This window comes from Streptomyces sp. NPDC091281 (assembly GCF_044757425.1).
Taxonomy (GTDB): domain Bacteria; phylum Actinomycetota; class Actinomycetes; order Streptomycetales; family Streptomycetaceae; genus Streptomyces.
The window spans coordinates 442,935-469,296 of the sequence record NZ_JBIVUY010000005.1 but is presented as its reverse complement, the minus strand read 5'-3'; the positions used below and the strand labels follow the sequence as shown (position 1 = coordinate 469,296).

The 26,362-nt window shown below is 74.2% G+C and carries 20 protein-coding genes; 3 read left to right on the top strand and 17 right to left on the bottom strand.

Going from position 1 to position 26,362, the window contains the following annotated elements:
- Positions 1-443: 443 nt before the first annotated feature.
- The 14 genes from ACIQPQ_RS16550 to ACIQPQ_RS16485 form a co-directional block, all read right to left on the bottom strand.
- The gene (locus ACIQPQ_RS16550) at positions 444-2,129 is read right to left on the bottom strand and encodes a hypothetical protein (RefSeq protein ID WP_401304361.1); all 1,686 of its coding nucleotides are present in this window, start codon (positions 2,127-2,129) and stop codon (positions 444-446) included.
- Positions 2,126-3,883: a GTPase gene (locus tag ACIQPQ_RS16545; protein WP_401304359.1), complete on the bottom strand. Its 1,758-nt coding sequence runs from the start codon at positions 3,881-3,883 to the stop codon at positions 2,126-2,128. Before ACIQPQ_RS16545 ends, ACIQPQ_RS16550 begins: the two co-directional genes overlap by 4 nt.
- Positions 3,864-5,789: a CATRA conflict system CASPASE/TPR repeat-associated protein gene (locus tag ACIQPQ_RS16540; protein WP_401304357.1), complete on the bottom strand. Its 1,926-nt coding sequence runs from the start codon at positions 5,787-5,789 to the stop codon at positions 3,864-3,866. Before ACIQPQ_RS16540 ends, ACIQPQ_RS16545 begins: the two co-directional genes overlap by 20 nt.
- Positions 5,786-6,289, bottom strand: a complete 504-nt coding sequence (locus ACIQPQ_RS16535) for a CATRA system-associated protein (protein WP_401304354.1) — start codon at positions 6,287-6,289, stop codon at positions 5,786-5,788. The genes ACIQPQ_RS16540 and ACIQPQ_RS16535 overlap by 4 nt, the downstream gene beginning before the upstream one ends.
- Positions 6,282-7,640 (bottom strand): macro domain-containing protein, encoded by a 1,359-nt coding sequence (locus ACIQPQ_RS16530; protein ID WP_401304352.1) that lies wholly within the window; start codon positions 7,638-7,640, stop codon positions 6,282-6,284. The genes ACIQPQ_RS16535 and ACIQPQ_RS16530 overlap by 8 nt, the downstream gene beginning before the upstream one ends.
- Positions 7,641-7,811: 171 nt before the next feature.
- Entirely contained in the window at positions 7,812-8,729 is a 918-nt protein-coding gene (locus ACIQPQ_RS16525; RefSeq protein WP_401304349.1) for an endo alpha-1,4 polygalactosaminidase, read from the bottom strand.
- Positions 8,726-9,388, bottom strand: coding sequence for a spherulation-specific family 4 protein (locus ACIQPQ_RS16520; protein ID WP_383766843.1), 663 nt, complete (start codon positions 9,386-9,388; stop codon positions 8,726-8,728). The genes ACIQPQ_RS16525 and ACIQPQ_RS16520 overlap by 4 nt, the downstream gene beginning before the upstream one ends.
- Complete coding sequence (locus tag ACIQPQ_RS16515) at positions 9,385-10,278, bottom strand: NAD-dependent epimerase/dehydratase family protein (RefSeq protein WP_401304347.1); 894 nt, start codon at positions 10,276-10,278, stop codon at positions 9,385-9,387. The genes ACIQPQ_RS16520 and ACIQPQ_RS16515 overlap by 4 nt, the downstream gene beginning before the upstream one ends.
- A 7-nt stretch (positions 10,279-10,285) precedes the next feature.
- On the bottom strand, positions 10,286-10,999 hold the full coding sequence (locus tag ACIQPQ_RS16510) for a sugar phosphate nucleotidyltransferase (protein WP_401304344.1): 714 nt from the start codon (positions 10,997-10,999) through the stop codon (positions 10,286-10,288).
- 58 nt (positions 11,000-11,057) lie between these two features.
- Positions 11,058-12,059, bottom strand: coding sequence for a GDP-mannose 4,6-dehydratase (locus ACIQPQ_RS16505; RefSeq protein ID WP_401304342.1), 1,002 nt, complete (start codon positions 12,057-12,059; stop codon positions 11,058-11,060).
- A 97-nt stretch (positions 12,060-12,156) separates the two neighbouring features.
- Positions 12,157-13,572 (bottom strand): hypothetical protein, encoded by a 1,416-nt coding sequence (locus ACIQPQ_RS16500; protein ID WP_401304339.1) that lies wholly within the window; start codon positions 13,570-13,572, stop codon positions 12,157-12,159.
- On the bottom strand, positions 13,569-15,080 hold the full coding sequence (gene pelF, locus ACIQPQ_RS16495) for a GT4 family glycosyltransferase PelF (RefSeq protein WP_401304338.1): 1,512 nt from the start codon (positions 15,078-15,080) through the stop codon (positions 13,569-13,571). Before pelF ends, ACIQPQ_RS16500 begins: the two co-directional genes overlap by 4 nt.
- Positions 15,081-15,222: 142 nt before the next feature.
- Positions 15,223-17,352, bottom strand: coding sequence for a hypothetical protein (locus ACIQPQ_RS16490; protein WP_401304335.1), 2,130 nt, complete (start codon positions 17,350-17,352; stop codon positions 15,223-15,225).
- 455 nt (positions 17,353-17,807) lie between these two features.
- Positions 17,808-18,332, bottom strand: a complete 525-nt coding sequence (locus ACIQPQ_RS16485; protein WP_383766827.1) for a hypothetical protein — start codon at positions 18,330-18,332, stop codon at positions 17,808-17,810.
- Positions 18,333-18,871: 539 nt separating this feature from the next.
- On the opposite strand from ACIQPQ_RS16485, the gene ACIQPQ_RS16480 reads away from it, so the two are divergent.
- On the top strand, positions 18,872-20,923 hold the full coding sequence (locus ACIQPQ_RS16480; protein ID WP_401304332.1) for a phosphocholine-specific phospholipase C: 2,052 nt from the start codon (positions 18,872-18,874) through the stop codon (positions 20,921-20,923).
- A 158-nt stretch (positions 20,924-21,081) separates the two neighbouring features.
- Positions 21,082-21,981 carry a phospholipid scramblase-related protein gene (locus ACIQPQ_RS16475; protein WP_401304330.1) on the top strand — a complete coding sequence of 300 codons (900 nt, stop codon included), beginning with the start codon at positions 21,082-21,084 and terminating at the stop codon, positions 21,979-21,981.
- 124 nt (positions 21,982-22,105) lie between these two features.
- On the opposite strand, the gene ACIQPQ_RS16470 is transcribed toward ACIQPQ_RS16475, so the two are convergent.
- Positions 22,106-23,113 (bottom strand): hypothetical protein, encoded by a 1,008-nt coding sequence (locus ACIQPQ_RS16470; protein WP_401304327.1) that lies wholly within the window; start codon positions 23,111-23,113, stop codon positions 22,106-22,108.
- Positions 23,110-23,853 carry a phosphatase PAP2 family protein gene (locus tag ACIQPQ_RS16465; RefSeq protein ID WP_401304326.1) on the bottom strand — a complete coding sequence of 248 codons (744 nt, stop codon included), beginning with the start codon at positions 23,851-23,853 and terminating at the stop codon, positions 23,110-23,112. Before ACIQPQ_RS16465 ends, ACIQPQ_RS16470 begins: the two co-directional genes overlap by 4 nt.
- 411 nt (positions 23,854-24,264) lie before the next feature.
- Between ACIQPQ_RS16465 and ACIQPQ_RS16460 the strand changes: the two genes are divergently transcribed.
- Positions 24,265-24,963: a TetR/AcrR family transcriptional regulator C-terminal ligand-binding domain-containing protein gene (locus ACIQPQ_RS16460; RefSeq protein WP_401304323.1), complete on the top strand. Its 699-nt coding sequence runs from the start codon at positions 24,265-24,267 to the stop codon at positions 24,961-24,963.
- 138 nt (positions 24,964-25,101) lie between these two features.
- On the opposite strand, the gene ACIQPQ_RS16455 is transcribed toward ACIQPQ_RS16460, so the two are convergent.
- Positions 25,102-26,181, bottom strand: a complete 1,080-nt coding sequence (locus ACIQPQ_RS16455) for a DUF2510 domain-containing protein (protein WP_401304321.1) — start codon at positions 26,179-26,181, stop codon at positions 25,102-25,104.
- Positions 26,182-26,362: the final 181 nt, after the last annotated feature.

Sequence of the window (26,362 nt, the reverse complement as noted above, 5' to 3'; positions counted from 1 at the left end):
CGAGGGCGGCGACCCGCGCCGGCCACCTCGCCGCGTCCGCCCCACCCGCTCCATCTGCCCCACCCGTCCCTCCCGGCCCACCCGTCCCTCCCGGCCCACCTGTCCCTCCCGGCCCACCTGCTCCTCCCGTCTCACCGGCCGCGGAGTCCGTTCCGTCGGGCGCCGCGCCCGCGTCGAAGCGGGCGCGTGCCTCGGCGGCGCGCAGGGCGAGGGCGCGCGCCCGGTCGAGGAGGCCACCGGACGGCTCGGCTCCCACTCCATGGCCGTCCGCCGTTCCCCGGCCGGGCACCGCGCCCCCGCCCCGGCTCACCGGGAGATCCCGGCGTCCCGCGTCACCGCGGACCGGCCGCCCCGGTCCCGGTGACCGTCCCGGTCGCACCGAGCGCCCAGGCCGCGGCGACCGTCCAGGTCACGCCGCCGGTTCCGGCGCCCCGCGAAGGCCCTCACCGCGCACCCCCCGTCTCCCCGGTCCGCAGGGCCGCCTCCAGCAGCCGTACGGTCTTGGCGGGCAGCAGCTCCTCCGCCCGCGCCGCGAGGGCGTCGGGCGCGGTGCCGAGCGGGTCGATCCGGCGGCGGATCTCCCGGTGCACGGCGGCGAGGTTCCCGGTGCCGTCCTTGGCGAGCGCCGCCAGCGCCGCGTGCCAGGCGGTGAGGACGAGGGCCACCCCGGCCGGGCCGAGCGGCGCGTAGGCGACGCCGATCTCGCGGTGGCCGACCGTCTCGTCCCAGTGGTCGGTGCGCACGTACTGCCTCTCGTGCCCCACCACCACCTGCCGTTTCTTCTTCTTGTAGCCGACCAGGACCTCCTCGGTGATCCACCGCTCGGCGACGAACCCCGACCCGCCCAGCCAGTTGCCGACGCCGTCCAGGAACTCGTCGAAGTCACCCGGCGACACCTTCACCTTGCGGCGGCGGGTCTCGTAGATCGGCCGGTCGTAGTCGGTCTCCTTCACCCAGTCGTAGCGCGGCACCTTCTTGTAGACGTCCTTCGAACGGCGTTCCACGACGGGCTCGGTGGCCACCTGCCGCAGCGTGGCGACCTCTCGCGCGGCCAGCCGCGTGAACGCCTTGAGCCACGACTCGTGCCGCCCGGCACCGCTTCCCGCCGCGCCCGCTATGCCTGCCGTATTGACGGGTTCGCCCGCGAGGCGTCCGGCGTACGCGGCCAGCAGGCGGGCCGCCACCTCGGGCACCTCGGTGGCCGTCGCGTCCGACGCCGGTGTCCGTCCGGCGACCTGGGCGGCGAACCCCACGACGGCCCGCTGCACCTCCGCGCGGTAGGCGCGCGGCGCCCGTTCGTGCTGGTAGGAGACGACCTCGCCGAGCGCGGTGCTGCCGCCGAGGCAGTCGCGGGCGGCGGACAGCAGCTCCGCGAGCCCCGCACCGGACCGGCAGTCCATCGGCACCAGCCGGGACGAGTCGAGCGCCAGCCCCACCTCCCGGTGCCAGCGGTCCAGGTTCGCCCGTGTCTCGGTCAGGTCCTGCGGCGTCGCGGTCCGCCGCCCGTCCGGGCCGTGGAACAGGTTGAGCACGAACAGCACGCGCTCGCTGCCCACGGCCCGCAACATGTCCTTGACGTACGGCTTCTCGGCCCGCCCGAGTCCCTGGTGCGGGGCGATCAGGTACAGCACCAGGTCGGGGCGGAGCAGGTCGGCCGGGAACCCGGCGGCGGGATGCGTCCGCTCGCCGGTGCAGCGCCGCTCCTCGTAGTCGAAGACCCGCATCTCCCGCACGAGGGGCCACTGCGGGACCTGGGCCATGCCGAGGGCGACCCGGTTGAAGTTCTCCAGCCGGTCGTCGCCCGCCACGCCCGGCAGGTCGACATAGCTCAGGCCGCGCGGGAAGCGCAGGACGTGCGCGGCGTCGGTGCAGTCGTGGCGGCCCGTCGAGCGCAGCAGGTCGTCGCAGCCGACCAGCAGGTTGCCGAGGGTGGACTTGCCGCTGCCCGTCCGGCCCGTCGACACCAGCCGGGGCAGCGGGGTGCGGTCCGCCCGCCCCTGCGAGAGGCGTTCGCGCAGGAAGCGGGCGCGGACGGCACCCAGGGAGGGTTCGTCGACCGGCAGCAGCGCCGGGTGGCTCGTGCCGCCGCCCTTCGTCCCGGCCCGTCCGGCCGTGGCCCCGGCGCTCATGACGCCGTCCCCGCGAAGAGACCGTCGAGGAGACCGGCGATCTCCTCCTCCGCCTCGTCGCCCTTGGCGAGCAGCTTCACCAGGCGCGGCTCGGCCCGGTTCAGCGCCAGGGCGATCCGCTGCCGCTCCCGCTCCACATGACCGTCGAGACCGCCCCGGCCGTCCCCGCCGGTCTTGCCGCCGCCGTCGAGGCAGTACGCCTCGACGCCCGCGCCGACGCCCAACAGCAGCTGGATCACCGGGAGTCCGCCCTGGAGGGCGTTGGTGCCGACGGCGCGCTCGGTGAAGCCGACCACCTCGGTGACGGTGTCGATCACCCGCTTCTCGTAGCCCGCGAGCTTCTGCCGCACCTCGGTGACGGGGACCTCGATCTCCTCCTCGACCTGGCGGGTGGTGGTGTGCACGGAGTCGCGGCGGGCGCGGGCGCGGATCTTCTCCCGGTCCTGGACGCTGCCGCCGTCGACGAGGTTCTCCAACTGGTCGTAGCCGCTCTTCGCGTAGACCTTCACGACGTCCCAGAGGCCCTTTCCGGTGACCTCCTCGACCTCGCGGGTGATCTTCTGCTTGTGCTTCTTCTTCACGACCTCGTTCTCGAACTTCGGTTCGTGGACGACGATGTCGCGCTGCTGGGTCTTCGCCTCCTTGGTGGTGAGCGTCTCGGTCCGCTCGGCGCGCACCGCCCGCGCCTCCCGCTCGGCGAGCGTGGCGAGTTCGCCGCGCAGCGCCGACGCGGCCTCCTCCGCCTCGAAGGTGAGCACCCCCAACTGGCTGATGCCGCCCGCCGCGACGGCGATGAGGTCCTTCCCGCCGAGGTCCTGGCCGACGGTGTTGAGCGCCAGCCGGGCCGCGATCCGGTGCACGGTACGGCGGTAGTGCAGGCCCCGTTCGACGCGCGCGTGCTCCTTCAGGTCGCCGTCCAGCACGGCCTGGATGCCGCCCAGTTTCTCCGGCGCGATCACCTGGCACAGGGCGCGGGTGAGGTCGTGGACGCCGGTGCCGGTCCGGGCGTTGAACTCGACGAAGCGGGGGGCCGCGGCCGAGCCGAACACCGTGTCGTAGACCATCTCGATCTGTGCGCGGACGTTGTCGACCTCGGTGCGGGTGGTGCGGCCCTCGAACCAGTTGAGGGCGATGACGACCTTGTCGCCGTACCGTTCCAGGATGTGCCGCAGGTAGGTGCGGTCGGGCCGGATGAACCCCTTGACCGCGTCCACCACGTAGACGAGGACGTCCGGCGGGTAGGGGCCGGCGAAGTCCTCCTCCCAGCGGTCGGCGGTGATGGTCCGCCGCTGGACGCCGACCGTGCCGCCGTCCTCGACGCGGGCCTCACCGAAGTCCCACAGCTCGAACGACGACACCGTGTCGCCGCCGTCGTCTATCTGGGGCAGGCCGAGGGCGAGGCGCGCGTAGTTCTCGTACTTCTCGTCGCTGCCCGCGCCCGGGGTGTCGAAGAAGTAGAGGTCGCTGCGCATGGGCAGCACCCCGACCTCCTTGGTGGTGTCCTGGCGGCCGGTGACGCGCATGGCGTCCGCACCGAACAGGAGGTTGCCGAGGGTGGACTTGCCGGCCTGGGTGCGGCCGACGGTGAACTGGTAGACCGGGTCGCCGAACAGCCGGGCGTGGGTGCGGACCTCGCTCAGCACGCCCTGGCCCTCCAGGTCGCCGAGGGTCACGGCCCGCAGCAGCCGGGGCTTGTCGTGGAAGATCGCCTTCAACAGGTCGAGGGCGTCGCCGTCATGGTGTGAGTCGCTCATGGTCCGACGAAACCCCCGCCCCCGCTTCCGGCACCACGGGCCCGTGCTTCCCCGTGCTTCCGCCCGCTTCCCCGTGCTTCCCGTCCGCTTCCCGCGCGGTGCCCGGGGGCGGTCCGGGCGTCACGGGCGGATCGTCGGAGCCGGGCGGTCGGCGGTCGTACGCGTCCAGGGAGCCGAAGTCGCCCGCGGTGAGCCAGTCCTGGCCGGTGGTGTCGACCGGGCAGCCCGCCAGCCGCAACCGGCTCGCCACCTTCGTGCGGAACCCCGGCTCGCCCGACATCCGGACGAAGTTCCGTCCGCCGAGGTCACTGGGTGGGCGCTGGTCGCCCGCGAGCAGGAGGAGGGTGCGGTCGGGGTGCGTGACCAGGGCCATACCGAGTTCCAGCAGCACGTTGGGCCGGGCCTGGAGCCCCCAGACGGCCTCCCGCTCCCGCCCGTGCGGCTCGTGCAGGTCCGGGTGGAGCCGGACGACGTCCTCGGGGGTCAGCAGCACCACCACCGCCCGGGTGTACGGCATCGCGCGCGCCAGGACCTCCCCGAGGAACGGTGACGTCCGCCCGGTCAGCGCGACCAGGTCCTCCCACTCCAGCGGGCGCAGGCCGAGCGCGCGCAGGAACGCGAACAGCGCGTCCCGGGCCGGGAGATCGCGTCCGTGGACGACGAAGACGTTGCGGGCGTGGTCGGGATTCAGCTCGGGGGCTTCGGCCGCGTCCGCCGACTGCGGTTCGGGCGCGGCGACTTGCGGTGCGGCGGCCGGTGCTGAGGCCTGCGGCGCTGCCGCTGCCGGGTGGGCCGCGGTCAGTTCGGTGGCGCCGTCGACGGCCAGGCCCAGATACGCGAGGTCGTCGTCGAGCCGCTCCCCGAAGGAGCGGGCGAGCGCCGCGTCGTCCGCGAACGCGGTTCCGGGACGCAGGAGTTCACCGAGGTCGACGGAGCGGGTCAGGTTCTCCGCGGCGATGTCCACCGTACGCCGCAGCGCCCGCAGGTCGTTGAGGAACAGCACCGAGTCGAGCCTGCGCAGCCGCAGCAGGTCGGCGGTGGCCGGGCCGTCGGCGCCCAGCCGGCGCAGCTGCGTGCCCAGCGACTCCAGCGCGGCCCGCAGCTCCCGGGTGTGGTTGTCGCGCTCCCACACCCGCAGTTGGTAGCGGAGCTTGGCCGCCTGCAGCAGATAGCGGGCGAACGGCGGCAGCGCGGTGCCGCCGCCCGACCACAGCCAGGCGCTGGCCGCCGCGTCGGCGTCGGGCGCGACGGCCACCAGGAAGCGGCGCAGGGTGCGTGTGTCGCTGTCGTCGCCGGTCTCCCACAGGGCGAGGTCGCCCCGGTGCCCGGAGCCGCGCCGCCGCCATGGGTCGGCGGGCACCGCCTCCGCGGGCAGCAGGCGCCGCAGCCGCTCGTACAGCGGGTCCGCGACGCTCCGTACCTCCTCGGCGGACGCCACCCGCGCGACGTAGAGGCGCGCCTGACCCAGCAGGTGCGGGGCGTGCGGGTCGGTCAGCGCGGACCAGGCCCGGTTGGGGGAGCGCCAGCGCTCGCCCGGCTCGGCGCCGCCGCGCCCGTCGGCGTCGGAGGCCAGGCACACGGACAGGTCGAGGACGTCGTGGTGGCGGCGCAGGATCGCCTGGAGGTCGGTGCCCGGCCGCTCCTGTGCGGCGAGCGGGGTCTCGGTGCCGGGGGCGGCCGGGGCGTCGAGGCGCTCGGGCGGGAAGGGCGGCAGGCCGGTCCGGGGAATCGGCCCGGTCATGCCGAACAGGACGCGGCAGCCGTGCCAGATCGCCTGCAGCGCGCGGTGCGCGGCGGGCGCGGACGGGCCGTCGGCGGGGGCGTAGAGGTGGACGACGAGGTGCTGGGCGAGGAGGCCGGGCCGCCCGGAGGGGCCGGGCCGGGAGGGGCCGTGCGGCCCGGTCACCGGCGGTCCCCAGGACCGAGGGGGCAGCCGGTCACCCGGCCGCCGTGACCGGTGCCGTCGCCGCCCCCGTCGCGGCCCTTGCCGCCGTCCCCGTCGGCTTCGCCGTCCCGTGGGCTTCCGGACGACAATTGGTGGATGAGCTGGTTCAGCCGCTCCCGCACGCGCTCGTCCGGCCCGTGCGGCTGCCCGTACGGCAGGCTCCGGTACGGGTCCGCCGCGGCCCCCGTCCCGGCGGCCTCGCCTCCGTCGCCGGGCTCATGGCCGATCCGGGTGACGCGGACCGGCCCGGACAGCGCCAGCTCCACCGTCGCCGCCTCGAAGAGCTGCGCCGCCCCCGACCGCAGCGCCGACTCGGCCGCGTCGAGCAGCCCCGCCAGCCGCTCCCACTGCGCGTCGGTGAGCCGCCAGCGCAGGACGTCGCCCAGCACGCGCAGCGCCGACTCCGTCAGCTCCGGCGGAAGTCCGGGACGGGGCGCCCGCTCCCGCGACGGCTCACTCATCGCCGGTCCGCACCGAGCCGTCGAGAGAGTCCAGGAAGCGGGACACGTCCCAGATCCGGATGCGCTCCAGGGACGGGGTGTGGACCATGACGCGCAGCTCGGGCGCGACCGGTGTCCGGCGGGAGGCGCGCAGGAAGCTCTCCACGATCATCCGCAACGACTCCTCGTCGTCGATCCCGTCGATGCGGGCGAGCCGCGACCCCAGCAGCGGCACGGCCACCGGTTTGTAGAGGCCGTGCACGATCACCGCGTCCCACAACCGGTCGAGCGAGGCGCGGAGTTGGTCCTTGGTGCCGCGGGTGACGAGGTCGTTGCCCTGGCGGCAGTACACGGTCGCGAAGACGCGTCGGCCGGGCAGCGGAAGGGGGACGACGGTGCCGAGCGGATATCGGACGCGTTTGCCGCGGGGCTTGTCGCGGGCGGTCTCGGTACCGGCGGGCGGGACACCGCGCAGCGCCTTGCGCAACTGGCGGTCCAGGTCCCCCCGCCGGTCCGCGTAGAGCCGTCGCAGGAGCTGGCCCTGCACACTGTCCCGGCTGATGACGACGTCCTCGTCGGTGGAGGTGTCGAAGGTGTCGCCGAAGCCGACGACGAGGTTGGCGTCCTCCTGGTCGAAGAGGTCACCGTGCTTGACGACGACCGTCGTGCGCAGCGGGGTGATCGGGTGGCGCAGTACGTCGTCGCCGTGCCGGGCGCGCAGGTTCTCGCGCAGCTCCCGCAGGGTGCGGACGGCCTCCGGGTCGTCGGGCGTCTCGCGGGCCAGCGACTCGGCGAGCGGCAGCGCCAGATGGAGCTGCCCCAACGTGGAGTGCGCGCGCAGCAGTTCCCGGCGGGCCATGCTGTGCAGATCGGTGAGGCGGCGCACCAGGGGCTGCGCGAAGGCGGACCCGGCGACCTCCTCGAACGGGGTGCCGCGCCACAGGCGTAATGCCTCGCCCAGCAGCGCCACGGCGTGGCCGGGGGCGGAGTGGGTGGCCTGGTTGACCAGCCGTTCGAACTCCAGCCGGTCCAACTGGCCCTGGTCCAGGACGAGTCGGTACGCCGACACCGGCTCGCGTCCGGTGAGGGACTGTTCGGTGCGCAGCGGGCCCGCGCCCTCGCCGGGGTGGCCGTCGGCCATGGCGCGGCGTAGTTCGTGGACCCGCTTCTGCACCTCGGTGCGGTGGCCCCGGGTGATGCGCAGATCGGGCGGGGCGGCCCACAGTTCGCGGTAGAGGGCCCCGGCGGGCACGGTCTTCCCCTCGGCCGCCACGAGCCGCAACAGGAGTTTCACCGCCTGCGGCGACAACCGCACGCGGGCGCCGTCCAGTTCGAGACACGCGGAGCCGAGGACCCTGACATGAATGCGCACCACATGGTCTCCAGGTGGCCGGTCTGCCTGCCCGTCCCCCAAGCGCGGGCAGGGAAGGAAGTCTATAACCTGCCAATGGCACAAATGTGGTGTCTTCAGGGGATCAGTGGCACGAACTGCATTTCACCCCACCCGTCCGCCGACTCGACTCCTCCGCCGCACGCCCACGGCTCAGCAGGGCCGGCGCCAAGCGTCCAGGTCGAGGTTCTTCACCATCGAGGAGAGTCCCAGCTTGCGCGACCGCGGGCAGAACGAGGCCGCCGGTTCGGTGTACTCGACGTGGAAGACGGCCTTGCCCGCCTCGATGAACGGGGTGAGGAGGTGGCACTCGTCGAACTCGGCGCACTCCTCGTTGACCGCGAAGTCGAAGTCGCCGACCAGCTCCGGGATCTGGGGGAGGTCGTTCTTCAACCCGACGGCCAGGCCCCGCTCGTGGGCGACCGAGGCGATCATGCGGTTGTAGCGGAGCTGGTCGCGGGCGGTGAGCGGGAAGCCGGTCCTGTTGCCGTAGGCCTCCATCAGGTCCGGCTCCACCGCGTCGAAGCCCTTGTCGCGGCACATGTCGAAGCGGCGCTCCATGATCGGGCGGAGCACGGAGATCCGCCGGATGTCCAGCCACCGTTCGCCGTCCCAGCCGTTGGGGCCGCCGAGCACCGCGCGCGGGAAGGCGTCCTTGTCGGGCCGGAAGTCCTCCCACGCGCCGACGTTGACGTAGCAGATGACCTTGCGGCCGTCGCGGTGCAGCCGGGCCACGTCGGCGGCCGTGTTCTCGAAGCCGTCGATGTCGTAGACCGGGACGTCGGCCGACGGGTCGACCTTCCCGTCGAGCTGCCACTGCCAGGCCAGTCCGGGGCGCGGCTTCCACCGGGCCTTCGCCGCCCCCGACGGCCCACCGGGACGGGCGCTCGCCGCGCCCCCGTCCCCGGCGCTCGTGCCGTCCCGTCCACCGCCGCCACCGGTGCCGCCACCGCTGCCGTCGCCGCCGCCGACCGAGCAGCCGCCCAGCCCGGCCAGCAGCGCCCCGGCGACCAGGGCCGCGAGGACCGGACCGCCCACCCGGCGCCGCCCGCCGCCGCTCCGCCGCCTCATCGCTCCGCTCCCGTCAGTGCTGGGCTCAACTCAGCCCACGGATTGGGCAGTTCACCCGTGACGGGGCCGCAGACGCCCGCGCCCCGCTCGTGCGCGGTGCGCACGGCCAGCGGCACCAGCGCCTCCGGTACCCCGTACACCAGATGGCACAGCCGCTCCGGTGCCTGCCGGGCGGCCCAGGCGGGCCGGGCGAACGCCGAGACGTACGTGGACCAGTGGCCCTCGAAGGTGATCGTCAGGTCGGCCAGCCGGGTGTAGCCGGGGGCCGGGTGCACCCCCGGGTTGAGGACCACCGTGCCGGTCCCCAGGCGCCGTACGGCGCGCACCAGTCGGCGGCAGGCGGGCAGCGCCTCCGCCGTCGACGTCACCCGGTCCAGGAACACCCCGTCGGCCGCGTACCACTCCTGGTGCCGGCGCACGTCCTCGGTGATCGCGTCGGTGGCGCGGGTGCCGTAGTCGGTGTCGACGTACCCCAGCAGCCGGGCCCCCGCCGCCCGCAGCGCCGAGGCCGCCGCGGTGAACGCCGGGTCGGGGCCGTCGCCGGGCCCGTCCGCCGGGTTGAGGACGACGCCGTACGTGGCGGTGGCGGCCGTGATCAGCCGGTGCCAGGCGCCGGGGTCCTCGGCCGGATGGACGTAGAGGGGGATCAGTAGACTCATGGGGACCGTTCGCCTTCCCAGAGCGCCGTCAGGGCGTCGTCGAGGGTGTGCAGGGGCCGCCAGTCCAGGGCTTCTCGGGCCGCGGTGACGTCCGAGCACTGCCAGGACACCTCCGCCGAGCGCGCCGAGCCGCCCGCGTTCTCCTCCACCCGGCCCGCGAAGCCCGCCAGGCGCACCAGCCGGTCCACCAACTCCCTTACCGGCACGGCCTGTCCGCCGGACACGTTGAGCACCGGCGGCAGCGGACCCCGCGCGGTCACCGCCCGCGCCACCGCCGACGCCACGTCCCGTACGTCGACGAAGTCCCGGTACGCCGACAGGTCGCCGAGCCGCAGCACCGCCGCCGGGTCGGTGCCCGCCGCGCGCAGCAGCCCGGCGATCCGGCCGGGCAGCCCGCTCGACGGCGCCCCCGGCCCCACCGGGTTGCCGACCCGCAGCACCACCGCGTCCAGCCCCGACGCGGTCACCGCGACCGTCCCGGCGAGCTTGGTCGCGCCGTACGGGCCCGCCGGGCGGGTCGCCGCCGACTCCGTGACCCGGCTGCCGGGGACGCCGGGACCGTACTCGGCGGCCGACCCCAGATGGACCAGCCGGGCCGCGGGCGCCGCCGAGCGCAGCGCCGCGCAGAGCACCGCCGGGCCGCGGGCGTTGACCTCCGCGAGGGTCACGGCGTCGCCGCCGGTCGCGCCCGCGCAGTTCACCACCGTGTCCGGCGCGGCGGCGGCCAGCGTCTTCGCGAGCTGCTCCGGCCGGACGGCGGCGAGGTCGACGGGGTACCCGGCGGCGGGCGAGCGCCCGCCGCCGAGGACGTGCGCGCCCGGCAGGGCGCGCAGCCGCTCGGCGACATGGGCGCCCAGCCAGCCGGTGTGGCCGAGGACGAGAATGCGCATGTGGTGCTCAGGCTCCCTTGAGCAGAAGCGACTTGCGGGTGGTGAACTCCGCGTTCGCGCGGTCGTAGTCGTCGGGGCGGCCGATGTCCAGCCAGTACCCGTCGAACGCGTAGGCCTGCGGCGGGTTGCCCTCCTTCAGCAGGTCGAGGACCAACTCGTCGAAGCCCAGCGGCAGTCCGGGCGTGTAGGCGTCCAGGGTCGACAGCGACAGACCGTACACGCCCATCGACACCCGGTAGTCCATGCTGGGCTTCTCGGTGAACGCCACGACCTTGCTGTCGTCGGTGGTGAGCACCCCGAAGTCGATGCTCACCGTGCGGGCGTACGTCGCGATGGTCAGCGGCGCGGCGGCCTCCCGGTGGCGGCGCAGGACGTCGGCGTAGTCGAGGTCGGTCAGGACGTCGCCGTTCATCACGAGGAACGACTCCGGCAGCCGGTCGCGCAGGTTCAGCAGCGGACCCATCGTGCCCAGCGGGCTCTCCTCGGTGGCGTAGTCGACCGTGAGGCCCCACTGGGAGCCGTCGCCGACATAGGCGCGGATGATCTCACCGAGGTGGCCGATGGCCAGGGTGACGCTGGTGAAGCCGGAGTTGGCGAGCTGGCGCAGCACGATCTCCAGGATCGCGTGCTGGTCGCCGATGGGGACGAGGGGCTTGGGCAGCGCGGTGGTGTAGGGGCGCAGCCGGACGCCCTTGCCTCCCGCCAGGATCACTGCGTGCATGAGGCTCCTCCTTCGTGAGTGGGTGGCGTGCGATGTGCGGGGACGTGCCGGGGAGCGGTCAGATGTTGTAGATGCCGGTCTTGTAGCGGGCCAGGTTGGCCGGGTCGCGGAAGAAGTCCACGGTCTGCGCGAGCCCTTCCTCCAGGGAGTGCGCGGGCTGCCAGCCGGTGGCCTCCTGAAGCCGGGAGGCGTCCGCGACGAGCCGCATCACCTCGGAGTTCGCGGGCCGGATGCGGGCGGTGTCCTCGCGGACGTCGAGCGCGCTGTCCATCACCTTGCCGATCAGCGCGACCAGGTCGCCCACCGAGATCTCGCCGCCCGTACCGGCGTTGAAGGTCCGGCCGACGACCCGCTCGGCGGGCGCGGTGCCGACCGCGAGGAACGCCCGCGCGGTGTCCTTGACGAAGGTGAAGTCGCGGGTGGGCCGCAGGTCGCCGAGGGTGAGGGTGCGCTCCCCGGCGGCCACCTGCCCGATCACGGTGGGGATGACGGCGCGCATCGACTGGCGCGGCCCGAAGGTGTTGAACGGGCGCAGCGTCACCACGGGCGTGTCGAAGCTGGCGTGGTAGCTGTCCGCGAGCCGGTCCCCGCCGGCCTTCGAAGCGGCATACGGGGACTGAGTGTTGATGGGGTGGTCCTCGCTGATCGGCACGGTCTGCGCGGTGCCGTACGTCTCGCTGGTCGAGGTGTGCACCAGGCGGGGCGTGCCCAGGGAGCGGACGGCCTCCAGCACGTTGAGGGTGCCGGTGACGTTGGTGTCCACGTAACTGTGCGGCGCCTGGTAGGAGTACGGGATCGCGATCAGCGCGGCGAGGTGGTAGGCGGTGTCGGCGCCGTCGAGGAGCCCGCGGACCGAGCCGGGGTCCCGGACGTCGCCGAGGACGATCTCCACCTGGTCCAGGACGTCCGGGCTCAGGGTCTCCAGCCAGCCGTACGACGAGAAGGAGTTGTACTGGGCCATGGCCCTCACCCGGTGCCCGGACGCGACGAGCGCCTCGGTGAGGTGGGAGCCGATGAAGCCCTCGGCTCCGGTGACGGCGGCGAGCGGTGCGGAGGTCAACTCGTTGGTCCTTCCGATCGGTTGGAGAAGGTGATGGGGGTGAAGCGGGCGCGGAGAAGAGCGAGGGAGCGGAGCGGCTTGCGTGGGCGGGCCGTGCTCAGGCGTGCGGCGCGGGCCGGCCGAGCAGCCACAGCGCGCACCCCGTCAGACAGAGCGCGGCGGCCGCGCAGCTCAGCGGCAGTGCCGCCGGGCCCGGTGGCAGGCCGAACAGGGCGGCGGCCGAGGCGCAGCCCGCCGCGAGCAGACAGATCACGGCCGACGGCCAGGCCGCGCCGAACGCCTGGAGCAGCAGCGCCGTCCACAGCGCCGCGGCCAGCGGCAGCAGCACGGCGGGATCGGCGCCCGTCAGCAGCGCGGCGGGCAGCAGCGGCAGCAGATAGGCGAGCAGGCAGAACCCGAGGATTCCGGCCGACCGCAGCAGGAACCCGGCGGGCGTCCCGGCGGACCGCAACGCGGCCACCGACAGGCCCCGGTAGCGGTACAGCAGCCATTCGGCGGGCCCCATGCTGACGGTCAGCACGATCACCGCGTACGGCTCCTCGCGCCCCTCCAGCAGCACCAGCACCGCCGCGGCCAGCCCGAACAGCCCGTACGGCAGCGACCACAGCGGATTCGGCCGCAGCGTGCCGGGTGCGGCCGGGACCGCCAGCGCGGAGCGCAGCACCCCGCCGGTCACCGCGAGGGTGGCCAGCAGCGCCAGCAGCGGCAGTCCGGCCCGCACCTGCGGTCCGGGCTCCCACCAGGGCAGGACGGCCGCCCCGGCGACCAGCGGGCTCAGCGCGGCCAGCAGCAGCCGCTCCCGGCCCAGCACCAGCAGCACGCCCGCCGCCGCCAGATACGCCGACTGCCCGGCCGCGACCAGGGTCACCGGACCGCCCCCGGCGGGCAGCGCGGCGGCGGCCGTGGCGAGCAGCGCCCCCAGCGGAGCGCCGTACAGCAGGGTCCGGGCGGCCTCCCGGCGCCCGGCCGCCATCCGCAGATGCGCCCGGTGCCCGAGGGCCTGCCCCCACGCCCAGGACAGCACGCCCGCCACCACCAGCGCGGGCGTGTGCCGGGCGGCGTCCCACAGCGGCGCTGTCAGCAGGTACGCCAGGCCCGGCAGCGCGAACAGCACGCCCCGCAGGAGACAGCGCACGGTGTCCGGCCGCCACGGGTCGGCCGCCGGGGCCGGTTCCGGGAAGGTCCGCGGCACCCGCTCGTACAGCGCGGACGCCAGCGAGAACAGGTTCGGGTGGCCGTAGCGCTCCTTGATGAGGGAGGCGGACAGGCCCTCCGCCTCCAGCAGCGCGGCGACCTCGTACGGGTGGACGGCGGGCCCGACCCGGTCGGCGAGTTCGGCGGCGAGCGCGCTCACCGCCTCCTCGTCCGGGCCGGTCCGGGGCAGCCGGATGGCGAGCGTGGCCTCGTCCAGCGCCCACCGGGGCCGCCGCCGGGGTCGCACCGGCTCGGCCAGCCGCAGCGCGAGGGTGTCCTGTTCGGACCCGCCGGGTTCGAGGGACATCGGCCCGCTCATCCGGCGAGGCTCCCCGTGCCGGTGACCGCCGGGGCGGCCGGGACGAGGTCGACGGGCGATCCGGCGCCCAGCACGGGCAGTTCGTGGTAGATCGCGCGGAAGGTGTCGATGGTCTGGCGCAGGGTGAACTGCTCGATCACCCGCAGCCGGGCCGCCTCGCCCATCGCGGCCCGCCGCGCCGGGTCGCCCAGCAGCTCCAGGGCGGCGGCGGCCATCGCGGCCGGGTCGCGCGGCGGCACCACGAGCCCGGTGTCGCCGACGGCCTCCCGCACCCCGCCGACGTCGGTGGAGACGGTCGCCCGCCCGCACGACATGGCCTCGATCAGCGTGAACGGGAAACCCTCGCTGATGCTGGACAGCATGACGACGTTCCCGGCCGCGTAGGCGTCCCGGATGTCGTCGACGCGGCCCTCGAAGGTGACGGCGTCGGCGTGCCCCAGCTCGGCGGCCAGCGCCTCGCAGCGCTCCCGGTAGGCCTCACCGCCGCGCGGCGTCCCGCCGAACAACCGCAGCCGCGCGTCCGGCAGTTGGGCGCGGACCAGGGAGAACGCCCGGATCAGGGTCTCCAGGTCCTTGATCGGGTCGACCCGGCCCGCCCAGCTCAGCGTGAGCGCCTGCGGCTCGGGCCCGGCGGGCGGGAACGCGGCCGGGTCCACGCCGTTGTAGACGGTGCGGATCGACTCCGGGCGGGCGCCGCCCTGTTCCTCCCACAGCCGGTTGTAGCGGTTGCCGGGGGTGATGAGGGCGGCCCGGCGGTAGGTCTCCTCGGCGAGCAGCCGGAAGAAGCCGAGGACGACCGCCTTCACCGGCCAGCGGTAGGGCGCGGTGCGGTAGCCGAGGTAGCGCTCGCGCAGATAGACGCCGTGCTCGGTCAGCAGCAGCGGGACGCCGTGCCGGTCGAGCGCGGCGAGGCCGGGCAGGACGGCGACGCCGCCGCTGACCGCGTGCGCCACCCCCGCCTCGGGCACCGGCGCGGCCAGCGGGCGCAGCGCGTGCTCCAGCAGCGCGGTCGCGGTCAGCGCGTCGTGGACGGTCGGCGCGGCCTCGCGCACGGCGAGCCCCGGCCGGTTCCACACCGCGGTGAGCAGCGATATCGCCTGGTCGCCGCGGAGGAAGGCGCTCAGCGCGCCGTCTCCCGCGGCCCGCGCCATCGTGTACAGCGCGGGCGCGAAGCCGTCCTCCGCGCGCGGGTCGAGCAGGGCGGTCAGGAAGCGTTCGTAGGCGGCGGCGAGCCGGTTGCGGGCGCGACCCCGGGGGGCGTGCCCGGCGGGCGGGTCGCCCCACATGGGGACGGAGAGCACCTCGCCGACGTGGGCGGGCAGGTCCCAGACGACGGGTTCGCGTCCGGTGCCGGTGACGGCGACCACGTCGAAGTCGACGTCGGGCATGCCCTGGACGAGCTGGTCGCACCAGACGCTCACGCCGCCGTGACTGTGGGGGTAGGTGCCTTCGGTGAGCAGGGTGACGCGCGTCGCGTCGGGGCGTCGCGCGCCGTGGGGAACGTGCATCGGTGGGCTCCACGGCCGTGTGTGGTGAGTCGTGACCGGTCGACGGTCCGCCCCGCGGGGGGAACCGTTTCGCCGGGGGAGGTCCCGGCCGCCGTGCGGGCGGCCGGGACCTGCGGTCGGACCCGGGGGGTCCGGGCGCCGGTCAGCCGGTGGCCGTCTGCCCCACCGGGTCGGTGACACCGGCCGGGACCCGGGTGTCCGGGGCGGGCCGGGTGACCCGGGCGGTGTCGGGGGCCGCGGCGGCGGGCGCGGCGGGGGCCTGGGGCAGGGTGAACAGGAGCGGGAGACCCAGGGAGGGGGTCCAGCCGGAGCGGGCGCCCGCGTACGCCGTGCCGAAGGCGGTGCCGTAGAGCGTGGTCCCGGTGGGCAGGGTCGCGGTGACCGCCACCCCGAGCGGTGCCTGCACGGTCACGGAGGTGCCGATGCGGTAGGCGGTGACCTGACCGGCGGTGACGGCGTTCTTCCAGGCGGCCCGGCGCTTCAGCTCGGTGCCGATGTCGCTCGTCCGGAGGTTCACCACGGGGGTGTCGTCGGCGAACAGGGCGGCGTAGCCGTCGAGGACGCCGTCGAGCACCGGGTAGGCGATGCGGTCCTCGGCCAGGTTCGACTGGTGGATGAAGTGCGGCTTCGGGTCGTTGGCGAGGACGTGCCCGAGGGCGATCCGGGTCTCCAGGGGCACGATGTGCCCGGCGTAGCCGGTGGCCGGGTCCAGCGGGGCGGGCAGGCAGGTGCTGGTGGCGGGGTTGTCCTCGCAGATGCCGCTGCCGCCCTGGGCGCGGCTGGTGTAGATCCAGTTGTACTCGTCGACCTGCTCGGCGGCGCGGCCCGCGTTGTAGAACACGTTCATCGGGTAGCGGGGCACCGTGGTGGCGCCGCCGACGGAACGCTGGCCGGGCTCACGGGAGTTGTCCGAGCCGAGCCAGGTGATCTGGTTGTCGCCGAGGGCGAGCGCCAGGTTCGGGTTGTCCACCGGCTGCTGCGGCAGCACGCGCATCCCGGAGTGCTCCCCGGTGACCAGCTCGCCGTTGTTCAGCGGGAGTCCGGCGGTCTGGCCCCAGACCCGGTTCGTGGCGATCTCGTCGGCGATCTCGTTGCGGGTCACCCAGCGCGTCGAGCCGTCGGGGTTGGTCGCGCACCGCCACGGCACCACGCTGGTGTCCTGGACGCAGCCGAGGAAGGCGTGCGTGTAGGTGTGGTTGATCCAGCGGAACTGGTTCCGGTCCGCGATCAGTTCGTCGGCGAGCGGGTCGGCGCCGTTGTTGTCCTCACGCTGGTCGACGCTGCCCGCCGCGTTGTAGGCGAGGTCCAGCGTGAAGCCGTGCTCGTTCTGCCAGGCGACCGCGTGGTTCACGTCGGCGGGGGTCATCCGGATCGGGTCCGGGACGGCGTTCGGGTCGGTGCAGTCGACGTCGCCGGGGGTGCAGTTGAGCGTGGTGTTCCAGCGGTCGTCGGCCGCGAACACGTCGTCGACGTGGACCGCGAAGTAGTTGCGGGAGGCGCCGAGATGGGTGCCGCCGGTCATCCACTCGACGATGCCGCGGGCCAGCAGCCGGAACTGCTGCTGGTACTGGTTGTAGACGAACGTGACGACCAGCTCGCGCCGCCCGTCGTGCCGGTACTCGCCCACCAGCGAACCGCGCCCGGCGGCTCCGGGGATCGGCGCGTCCACGTAGGAGGTGAAGTCGGCGCCCACGACCGGCTTCGACAGGTAGGCGTAACTCTCGCCCACGGCCGGGTCGTTGTCCTCGAACGGCACCGCGCCGTCCAGGTAGGCGAAGGCACCGGCCTTGCCCGCGGCCGTCACCGACGCCTGCACGCCGTCCACGCTGCCGGAGTAGCCGCCGTACACCGGGTACTGGAGCCCGGCCTCGGGGCGGGCGTAGGTGTACGCGTCCACCTGCGGGATCGCGTAGGTCTGCTCGTAGGCGGCGAGCGCCGCCATCTCCGCGGAGTTCGCCGCGAACGGGTTGTCGTTGGGCAGCACCACGGCCTGGTACTTCGCCCGCGGCCGGCCGGCCACCGTGTCCGCCAGGAACCCGGCGTCGATCACGGGTCGTCCCGCCTGCGTGAGGTCGACCTCGGTGTACGGCGTGCCCGCCGCGTCGAGTTCGGCCGCGATCGCGTCGGTGGACGGGCCGCCGTCGCTCACCACGAGGACCCGCAGGTCGACTCGGGGTGCGATCGGATCGGCCTGGGCCTGACCGGCCGGCAGGCCCAGTGCGGCGATGAGCGCGCCCACCGTCAGCACGGTGGTGCGAATGGTCCGCTTCATGCGGTGAAGTCCCCTCCCCGGGCAGGGGTGAGCACGGCTCCCATGGAGCGGACGCACCCCCTTGCGTGACGCCGGGCATCCCCCTCAGAAGCCGGTCGTCGACGCATCCGTCGCGTCACATAGTGATGTCTCTGTGTAGCTTCCGTGGTCATGCTGCGAAACATGACGGAAAAGCGCAGGTGTCCAATGGGGGCCGGGTGGAACCGAATTGGGCGGGAATCCGTCCGTCGTGGTCGTGCGAACCGGAGGGGCGTGAGGGGCGCCTGCGCTGGTCCGGGCCCGGAACGACGCACCGGCGGGCCGCTGGGGCCCGCCGGGCGGGGTGTCCCGGGGCGCTGCCCCGGTGTGTGCCTGATCACAGGCCGCTTTTAGGTCACCCTCACCAGCGCGGTGACCGTTCCTGCCGGTGTGTCAGTCATGGTTCACGGGGGGAGCGGCCCGGTGCGGACGTCGGCTCAGGCGCAGAGCACGCGGGTCTCGGGCGTGTACACCGGACCGCCGCTGAGGCTCGAACTGTCGCTGAACTCCGCGTAGAAGTAGGAGTAGAAGCCGATGTTGCCGTTGCAGCCGGAGTCGGCGGCGACCTGGAGCGTCAGCGTGACGGTGCGGCTCTGGCCGGGCGGGATCGTGGCGCCGTAGTTGCCGCCGAGGTTGGCCGGGCCGGTCCCGGAACAGGGCACGGCGCCGGAGCCGGTGGCCAGCGAGCAGCCGGTGAACGAGTACTTCAGGTCGGGCCGCTGGGTGGTCAGCCAGGTCGGGTCGATCGTCTGGTAGACGAACCAGATGTCGTAGGTCTTGTTGTTGGTGATCGTCATCGAGAGGTTCACCGTGCCGCCGGGCGTGGTGGTCGCGCTGTCGGTGGCGAACGTCAGCTGGGCGTCCGCCGGGTCCGCGCTCGCGCTGGGCGCCAGGCCGAAGACGGCGAGGACGAAGGCGAGGACGGTGGTCAGGCCGAGGCGCTTCATCAGAGGTGATCGCATGGGCCGGGAGGCTAGGCAGCCGCCGAGCGGGCCGTCTGCACCTCGGCGGAACCCGCGCGCGACGAACGGCCGGAAGTGCGCGGGTGGTGAAGGGGGAGTGGGGGAGTGGTGAGGCCGGTGTTCCCGCATGCGGCCGGGGAGTCGGAAGGGACCGGGCGGTCCCTGCACGCCGGATACGGCCTACCACCGCTATTGGCGCGTACCCGACCGGCGGCCGGTCCCGGCTCGTCTCCGCGGTCCGCGACTTCTCGGCCACGAGCGGACACAACGGCCGGATTCCGATGCGGAGGGTGCTCATCCGGTCACCGTGCGGAACGTGCGGGGCGCGGTGCCGTCGGCCGGGCACGGGGTTGCCGGGACCGGCGTTCCGCCGTTTCGGACGCGGTGGCCGAGACCGGTACTTCCCGTACCGGTGCCCTTCACATCGGCGCCACCCGTCCCTTCCCTGACGTTGTGTGCCCTTGGAACACTCCATGCGCGCGGATTCCCGGCCCCGGCCGGCCGCCGGACCATCCCCCCGCACGAAAGGTGCTCCCCCCATGTCCGAAGTGAACCGGCGCAGATTCCTCCAGATCGCGGGCGCCACCACCGCGTTCAGCGCCCTGTCGAGCAGCATCGAGCGGGCCGCCGCCCTGCCCGCGCACCACCGCACGGGGACGATCGAGGACGTCGAGCACATCGTCGTCCTGATGCAGGAGAACCGTTCGTTCGACCACTACTTCGGCACCCTGCGGGGCGTACGCGGCTTCGGCGACCCGCATCCGGTGACCCTGCCGAGCGGAAAACCGGTGTGGCACCAGTCCGACGGGGCGAAAGACCTGCTGCCCTTCCACCCGACCGCCGACGACCTCGGGATGCAGTTCCTGGAAGGCCTTCCGCACAGCTGGCCCGACGGCCAGGCCGCCTACAACAACGGCCGCTACGACCGCTGGGTCCCTGCCAAGGGCACCACCACGATGGCGTACCTCACCCGCGAGGACATCCCCTTCCACTACGCGCTCGCCGACCGGTTCACCGTCTGCGACGCCTACCACTGCTCGTTCATCGGCTCGACCGACCCCAACCGCTACTACCTCTGGTCCGGACACACCGGCAACGACGGCACCGGCGGCGGGCCCGTCCTCGGCAACGAGGAACTGGGCTACGACTGGACGACGTACCCGGAGCGCCTGGAGGCGGCGGGCGTCTCCTGGAAGATCTACCAGGACATCGGCGACGGCCTCGACGCCCAGGGCTCCTGGGGCTGGATATCCGACGCCTACCGCGGCAACTACGGCGACAACTCCCTGCTGTACTTCAACAAGTACCGCAACGCCCGCCCCGGCGACCCGCTCTTCGACAAGGCCCGCACCGGCACCGACGTCAAGAACGGCGACGGCTACTTCGACCGGCTCCGCGCCGACGTGAAGGCCGGCCGCCTCCCGCAGATCTCCTGGATCGCCGCCCCCGAGGCCTTCTCCGAGCACTCCAACTGGCCCTCGAACTACGGCGCCTGGTACATCGCCCAGGTCCTGGACGCCCTCACCGCCGACCCGGAGGTGTGGGCACGCACCGCGCTCTTCGTGACCTATGACGAGAACGACGGCTTCTTCGACCACGTGGTCCCGCCGCTCCCGCCGAAGTCGGCCGCACAGGGCCGCTCCACCGTCGACGTCGGCCTCGACCTCTTCCCGGGCGGCGGCGGCCGGACGGCGGGACCGTACGGACTCGGCCCGCGCGTGCCGATGCTCGTCGTCTCCCCCTGGAGCAAGGGCGGTTACGTCTGCTCCGAGACCCTCGACCACACCTCCGTCATCCGCTTCATGGAGCGCCGGTTCGGGGTGCGCGAGCCGCACATCTCGCCCTGGCGGCGTGCCGTCTGCGGTGATCTGACCTCGGCCTTCGACTTCTCCCGCAAGGACACCGGCCCGGTCCGCCTCCCGGACACCGGCGACTACGCGCCCCAGGACCGCGACCGCCACCCCGACTACCGGCCCACCCCGCCCGACCGGGGCGTGCTGCCCGCCCAGGAACCCGGATCGCGGCCCACCCGCCCCCTCAAGTACGCCCCCGCCGTGGACGGTTCGGCCGACACCGGCGCCGGGACGTTCACGCTCACCTTCGCCTCGGGGGCGAAGGCGGGCGCGGCCTTCCTGGTCACCTCCGGAGCGCGCTCGGACGGGCCCTGGACGTACACCACCGAGGCGGGCAAGACGCTCTCGGACACCTGGAACTCGGCCTATTCCGGCGGGCGTCACGACCTCACCGTGCACGGCCCGAACGGTTTCCTGCGGGTCTTCCAGGGGCCCGGAAAGACGGCGGGCCCCGAGGTGGTCGCCCGGCACGTCGGTGACGACCTGGAGCTGACTTTCACCAACCGGGGCTCCGGCACGGTGGAGTTGAAGGTCGCCGACGGCTACCGGGGCCGCACCACGACCGTACGGGTGCGGGTCGGCGCGGTCCTCAAGCGCACGGTCGGCCTCGCCGCGAGCCGCCGCTGGTACGACCTGACCGTCACCTCCACCGCCGACCCGTCCTTCGTCCGGCGGTTCGCCGGGCACGTGGAGAACGGCCGCCCCGGCGTCAGCGACCCGGCCCTCGTCACGGAGTGAGGGCACCCCGGCGGCCCAGTGTCCTCCGGCCCAGTGCCCCAGTGGCCCGGTGCCCCGGCCGGAGGTCCCGGTCGCCGGGGCCCGCTCGGTAAGAGGACGGTGAGCGCGGTCCGGCCGGGTCTGGTCAGGTCCCTGACGACTCGGGGTAGTGTGCCCCGGTGAACACGCATTCGAACACTCCGGCGGGCTGGTACCCGGACCCGCACGGGGCCACCCGGACCCAGCGCTACTGGGACGGGTCCCAGTGGACCGAGCACACCCACGCCGAGGACCAGGCCCCGCAGACCCCGGGCCAGGCCCCGGTGGCGGTCCCGCCCCAGCCGCAACCCCAGGGCAGCGCCCAGGCGTACGGTCAGGCCCAGGCCCAGGTCCCGGCCCAGCCCGCCGCCGCGCCCGACCCGCGCGTCCAGCGCCAGGTGCAGCAGCAGGCCGGGGTCGCGGCGGGCGGCCCCGGCGGCGGCACGCTCTTCAGCGAGCCCGTGCTGGTGGTCAACCAGAAGGCCAAGCTCATCGAGCTGACCAACGAGTACAAGGTGATGGACCAGCAGGGCAACCAGCTCGGCTCGGTCGTCCAGGTCGGGCAGAGCGCGCTGAAGAAGGTGCTGCGCTTCGTCGCCAGCATCGACCAGTTCCTCACCCACAAGCTGGAGATCCGCGACGCGTACGGTCAGCCGGTGCTGCTGCTGACCCGGCCGCGCAAGTTCCTCAAGTCCCGCGTCCTCGTGGCCCGTCCGGACGGACAGCCGGTCGGCGAGATCGTCCAGCAGAACGTGATCGGGAAGATCAACTTCGCGATCAACGCGGGCGGCGCCCAGGTCGGCGCGATCAAGGCGGAGAACTGGCGCGCCTGGAACTTCTCGATCGTCGACCACGCGGGCAACGAGGTCGCCCGGATCACCAAGACCTGGGAGGGCCTCGCCAAGACCCTCTTCACCACGGCGGACAACTACGTCCTCCAGATCCACTACCAGCTGCCCGAGCCGCTGCTGAGCCTGGTCGTCGCCACCGCGCTCACCGTCGACACGGCCCTCAAGCAGGACTCCCGCGGCCTCGGCTGACCTCGCGCCCGCGCCGCCCTGCCCCGCGCCCACGCCGGGGCGACGAAGCCCTCGCCCCGGCGCCCCGGGCTCGGCGCTCGGCGTCCCGCCCCGCCCCTGTGCCGGACACCGCCCGCACCCCCGCTCACAGCGGTGTCAGGTGCCCCGGTCCGGTCGTGGGGCGGGGCAGCAGCGCGGGTTCCGCCGAGGCGCGGTCGGCTTCGAGGGCCAGGACGGCGGCCACCGGATGCTCGTCGTCGTCCGGCACCGGAACCGGCCCGGGGGCCGCGCCGGTGCCGGGGCCGCCGTACGCCACCACCCTTTCCACCGCGGCCTCGGGGGCCGTCCGGGAGAGCAGGACCACGCCCCGGCCCGCGAGCGCGGCGCCGGTGAGGGCGAGGACGATGCCCGCGGGGCCGCCCTGGAGGCGTTCGCCGAGCAGGGCCAGGCCGATCGCGGCGGCGGCCACCGGGTTGGCCAGGGTCACCATCGCGAGCGGCGCGCCGAGGCCGTCCCGGTAGGCGGTCTGGGCGAGCAGCAGCCCGCCCGCCGCCAGCGCGGCGACCAGCAGCGCCATCCCGATGACCTGCACGCCCAGCAGCGGGCCCGTGCGGTCCGTGGCGGCCACCGTCACCGTCTGGGTGAGGGCGGAGGCGACCCCGGAGGCGAAGCCGGACGCGGCCGCGTGCCGCAGTCCGGGCCGGGCGCCGCGCCGGGCGAGCACGCCGATGACCACGGCCGTGACGCCCGCCACCGCGACCGCCTCGGCCGGGCTGAGGACGTCCTCGGGCGCCGGTCCGGTCGCGGTGACCAGGATCGCGGCCAGCCCCAGCAGGGTCAGCGCGGTGCCCCGCCACTCCGTACCGCCGACCCGGCGGCCCGCGAGGCGCGCGCCGAGCGGCACGGCGGCCACCAGGGTGAGCGCGCCCAGCGGCTGCACCAGCGTCAGCGGACCGTACCTGAGGGCCACGACGTGCAGCAGGGCGCCGCCGCCGTTGAGTCCCACCGACGCCCACCAGGCGCCGTGGCCCAGCAGCCGGACCAGGCCCTGGCCGGGGGAGCGGGCGGCCAGCCGCTCCTGGGCGACGGCCGCGGCGGCGTAGGCGACGGCCGAGAACAGCGAGAGGAGCACGGCGACGAAGGTGGCGTTCATCGGCCCGCCCCCACGAGCACCTTCGGGTCGGCCGGCGTCCGGGCCGCCGCGCCCCGCCGTACGACCCTCCCGCGCGTGAGGCGCCGGGGCGGCCGGAGCACCGCGAGGGCGGCGCCGAGCAGGACCGCCGCGACCACCGCGTCGAGCCAGTAGTGGTTCGCCGTGCCCACGATGACCACCAGTGTCAGCAGCGGGTGCAGCAGCCACAGCCACCGCCACCGCGACCGGGTCGCCGCGATCAGGCCGACGGCGACCATCAGCGCCCAGCCGAAGTGCAGCGAGGGCATCGCCGCGAACTGGTTGGAGAGCGTGTCCGTCTGCGGCGGCCCGTACACCGACGGGCCGTAGACGCGCGCCGTGTCGACGAGTCCGGTCGCCGCCAGCATCCGCGGCGGGGCCAGCGGGAACGTGAGGTGCAGCACCAGCGCGGCGGCGGTGACCGCGGCCAGCGCCCGGCGGGCCCAGACGTAGTGCCCGGGGCGCCGCAGGTAGAGCCAGACCAGGAAGGCGGCGGTGGCGGGGAAGTGGACGGTCGCGTAGTAGGTGTTCGCGATCCGGACGAGCGTGTCGCCGTGCAGCAGCAGGGACTGGACGGTGTCCTCACCGGGCAGCCGCAGCCACCGCTCCGCGTCCCACACGTCGTGGGCGTTGCGGAAGGCCTCGCCGGTGTGGCCGGTCGCCAGCTGCCGGCCGAGCTTGTAGACGAGGAACAGCCCGGCGACGAGCAGCAGTTCCCGCACGAGCGGCGGCCGCCCGGGGACCGCGGGTTTGCGCCGTTTCCCGGAGACGGCGGACGCGCCGGACGGCTGCGGCCCGGCGGACGGCCGTGACGCCTCGGCGCCCCCGGTCACGTCCCGCCGCGCGGCGGTCGCGGGCCGCGCGGGTGCCGCTGCGGGCGCCGCTACGGACCCTCGGGGTCCCTCGGCTTCTTCAGGCTCGGTGCGGGCATTCATCCCCCGGCCCCTTCACTGACGGTGTGGTGCGGTGGCGGCACGCAGGGGCCGATGATGCTGACGCACCATCGATACGATGTCGTACCGATACGCCAGTGTACCGATACGATCGGGTACCGGTACACTGGCGTATCGATTGACGTACGACACACTGGACACCGCCCCACCAGGCACCGAGCACAGTGAGGAGCAGGGCCGATGACGTCGCAGGCCGCGGACGGACCGGAGTCGGTCACCGCCACGCGCCGCTCCCGGCTCACGCCCGAGCGTGAGCAGGAGTTCTTCGACGCCGTCCTGGAACAGATCAAGGAGTGCGGCTACGACGCCGTCACGATGGAGGGGGTCGCCTCCACCACCCGGTGCAGCAAGTCCACGCTGTACCGGCAGTGGAAGACCAAGCCCCAGTTCGTCGTGGCCGCCCTGCGCTCCCGCCGCGCCTCGCGGCTGGCCGGTATCGACACCGGCACGCTCGCCGGGGACCTGCGGGAGGCGGCCCGCTCGGCCGCCCGCTGGTCGATGACCGACACCAAGCTGCTCCAGGCCCTCGGCCACGCCGTCACCCAGGACGCCGAACTCGCCTGCGCGCTGCGCGAGACGATCATCGAGCCGGAGATCTCCGCCCTGCGGAAGATCCTGCTGCGCGGCGTCGAGCGGGGAGAGGTCCCGGCCGGCCATCCCGCGCTGGACTACATCCCGGCGCAGATCTTCGGCGTCGTACGCGCCCGCCCGATCGTCGACGGGCACTACGCCGACGAGGAGTACCTGCTCCGCTTCGTGGAGGCCGCCGTCCTGCCCTGCCTCGGCCTCACCCCCGACGGCCCCGCCGCCCCCGAGCCTCCTGAGGCCGCCCGCGTCCCCGATCCCCCCGAAGAACCCAGGCCGCCGTCCGCGGGATGACCCGGACAGCGGCCTGCACGCGCCGCACCGTGGGGACGGGGGCGGCGCGCACCCCCCGGCCGGGTGGGGTTCCCCTTGAGCGGAGGGGCGCCCCACCCGGCCGAACGGTTCCCGCGCGCCGCCGCGGCGACGGCCGGCTCAGACGTCCTGCCCCGAGCCGCCGCCCTCGGCCCGCTTCACGCCCTCGGTGATCTCGTCGATGACGGACACCTTCTGGTCGGCGTCGAGCCCGAAGCGCAGCACCACGATCCGCTTGGCGTCCGCGGGCGCGGGGAACGCCAGCGACTGCACGTAGCCGTCGGCGCCCTTGCTGGTGACCGCCTTCCAGCGCACCAGGTAGCCCTTCTGACCGGCCACGGTCACCGCCTTCGACGCCAGCACCTGGTGCGAGGTGATCTCGCCGTAGGTGGTGCCGCCGTAGGACTCCTCGGCGTTCTTCGCGATGTCCGCCTTGGCCACCGCCTCCGCGCTCGCGCCGTTCGTGCCCAGCGCCTCGGCGGGCGCCGAGTACACACCGCCCCTGGTGCAGCTCTTCGACGTGTCGCCGGGGCACTTGTACGTGGACTCGGAGCTGACCTGGGCGCCCACCTGGAGCTGCTGCCCGGCCCACCCCTTCGGGATCGGGATGCTGATGCCGTTGAGCGGGTCCGTGACCGCGCCGCTGCGGATCTTCGGCGGCGCCGACCCGTCCGGGGACGGCGACTCGCCCCCCGGACCCCGCGGCTCCTCGGACCCGCCCGGTCCCCCCGACCCGCCCCGGTCACCGGGGTCGCCGAAGGGATTGTCGTCGCCGCCCGGCCGGTCCTGCCCCTGCGCCGTACCGGAGTCGCCCGACCCGCCGTCGTCGGTCAGCGCGTACACACCGACCCCGATGCTCGTCAGGACCGCCACCGCGGCGGCCACGGCTATCCCGATCCGCAACCCGCGCCGGGGCGTCGCCGGGGGAGCCGGGGGATAGGCGCCGTAGCCGGGGTGGCCCGGCGCGGGCTGCGCGGGATACCCGTACTGCGGCGGCTGCGCCGGGTACGGGCCCTGCGGGGGCGCGGCGGCGCCGTACTGCGGCGTCGCCGGTGTCGGCGAACCCCACGCCGCGGCGGCCGTTCCCGTGGGACGGGTGCGGTCCGTCCAGGCCCCTCCGTCCCACCAGCGCTCGGTGGGCGGGGCGTCATTCGTCTGCCCGGGATCGGGGTACCACCCGGGGGGAGTCACCTGCGTCATACCCCCACCGTATGAGGCATCGGTGAAAGGCGGATGAGAGGGACCGCACCCGATCGCCCGCCCCGGACCGCCGCCGCCCTGGCACGCCGTGCCGCTCTGGCGCGAAACCGACGTCAATTCTTCGCTCCGCGACCGCTGTTGACACTCCGGCGCCCGGACACGGGACGTTCGGCCCCTTGCG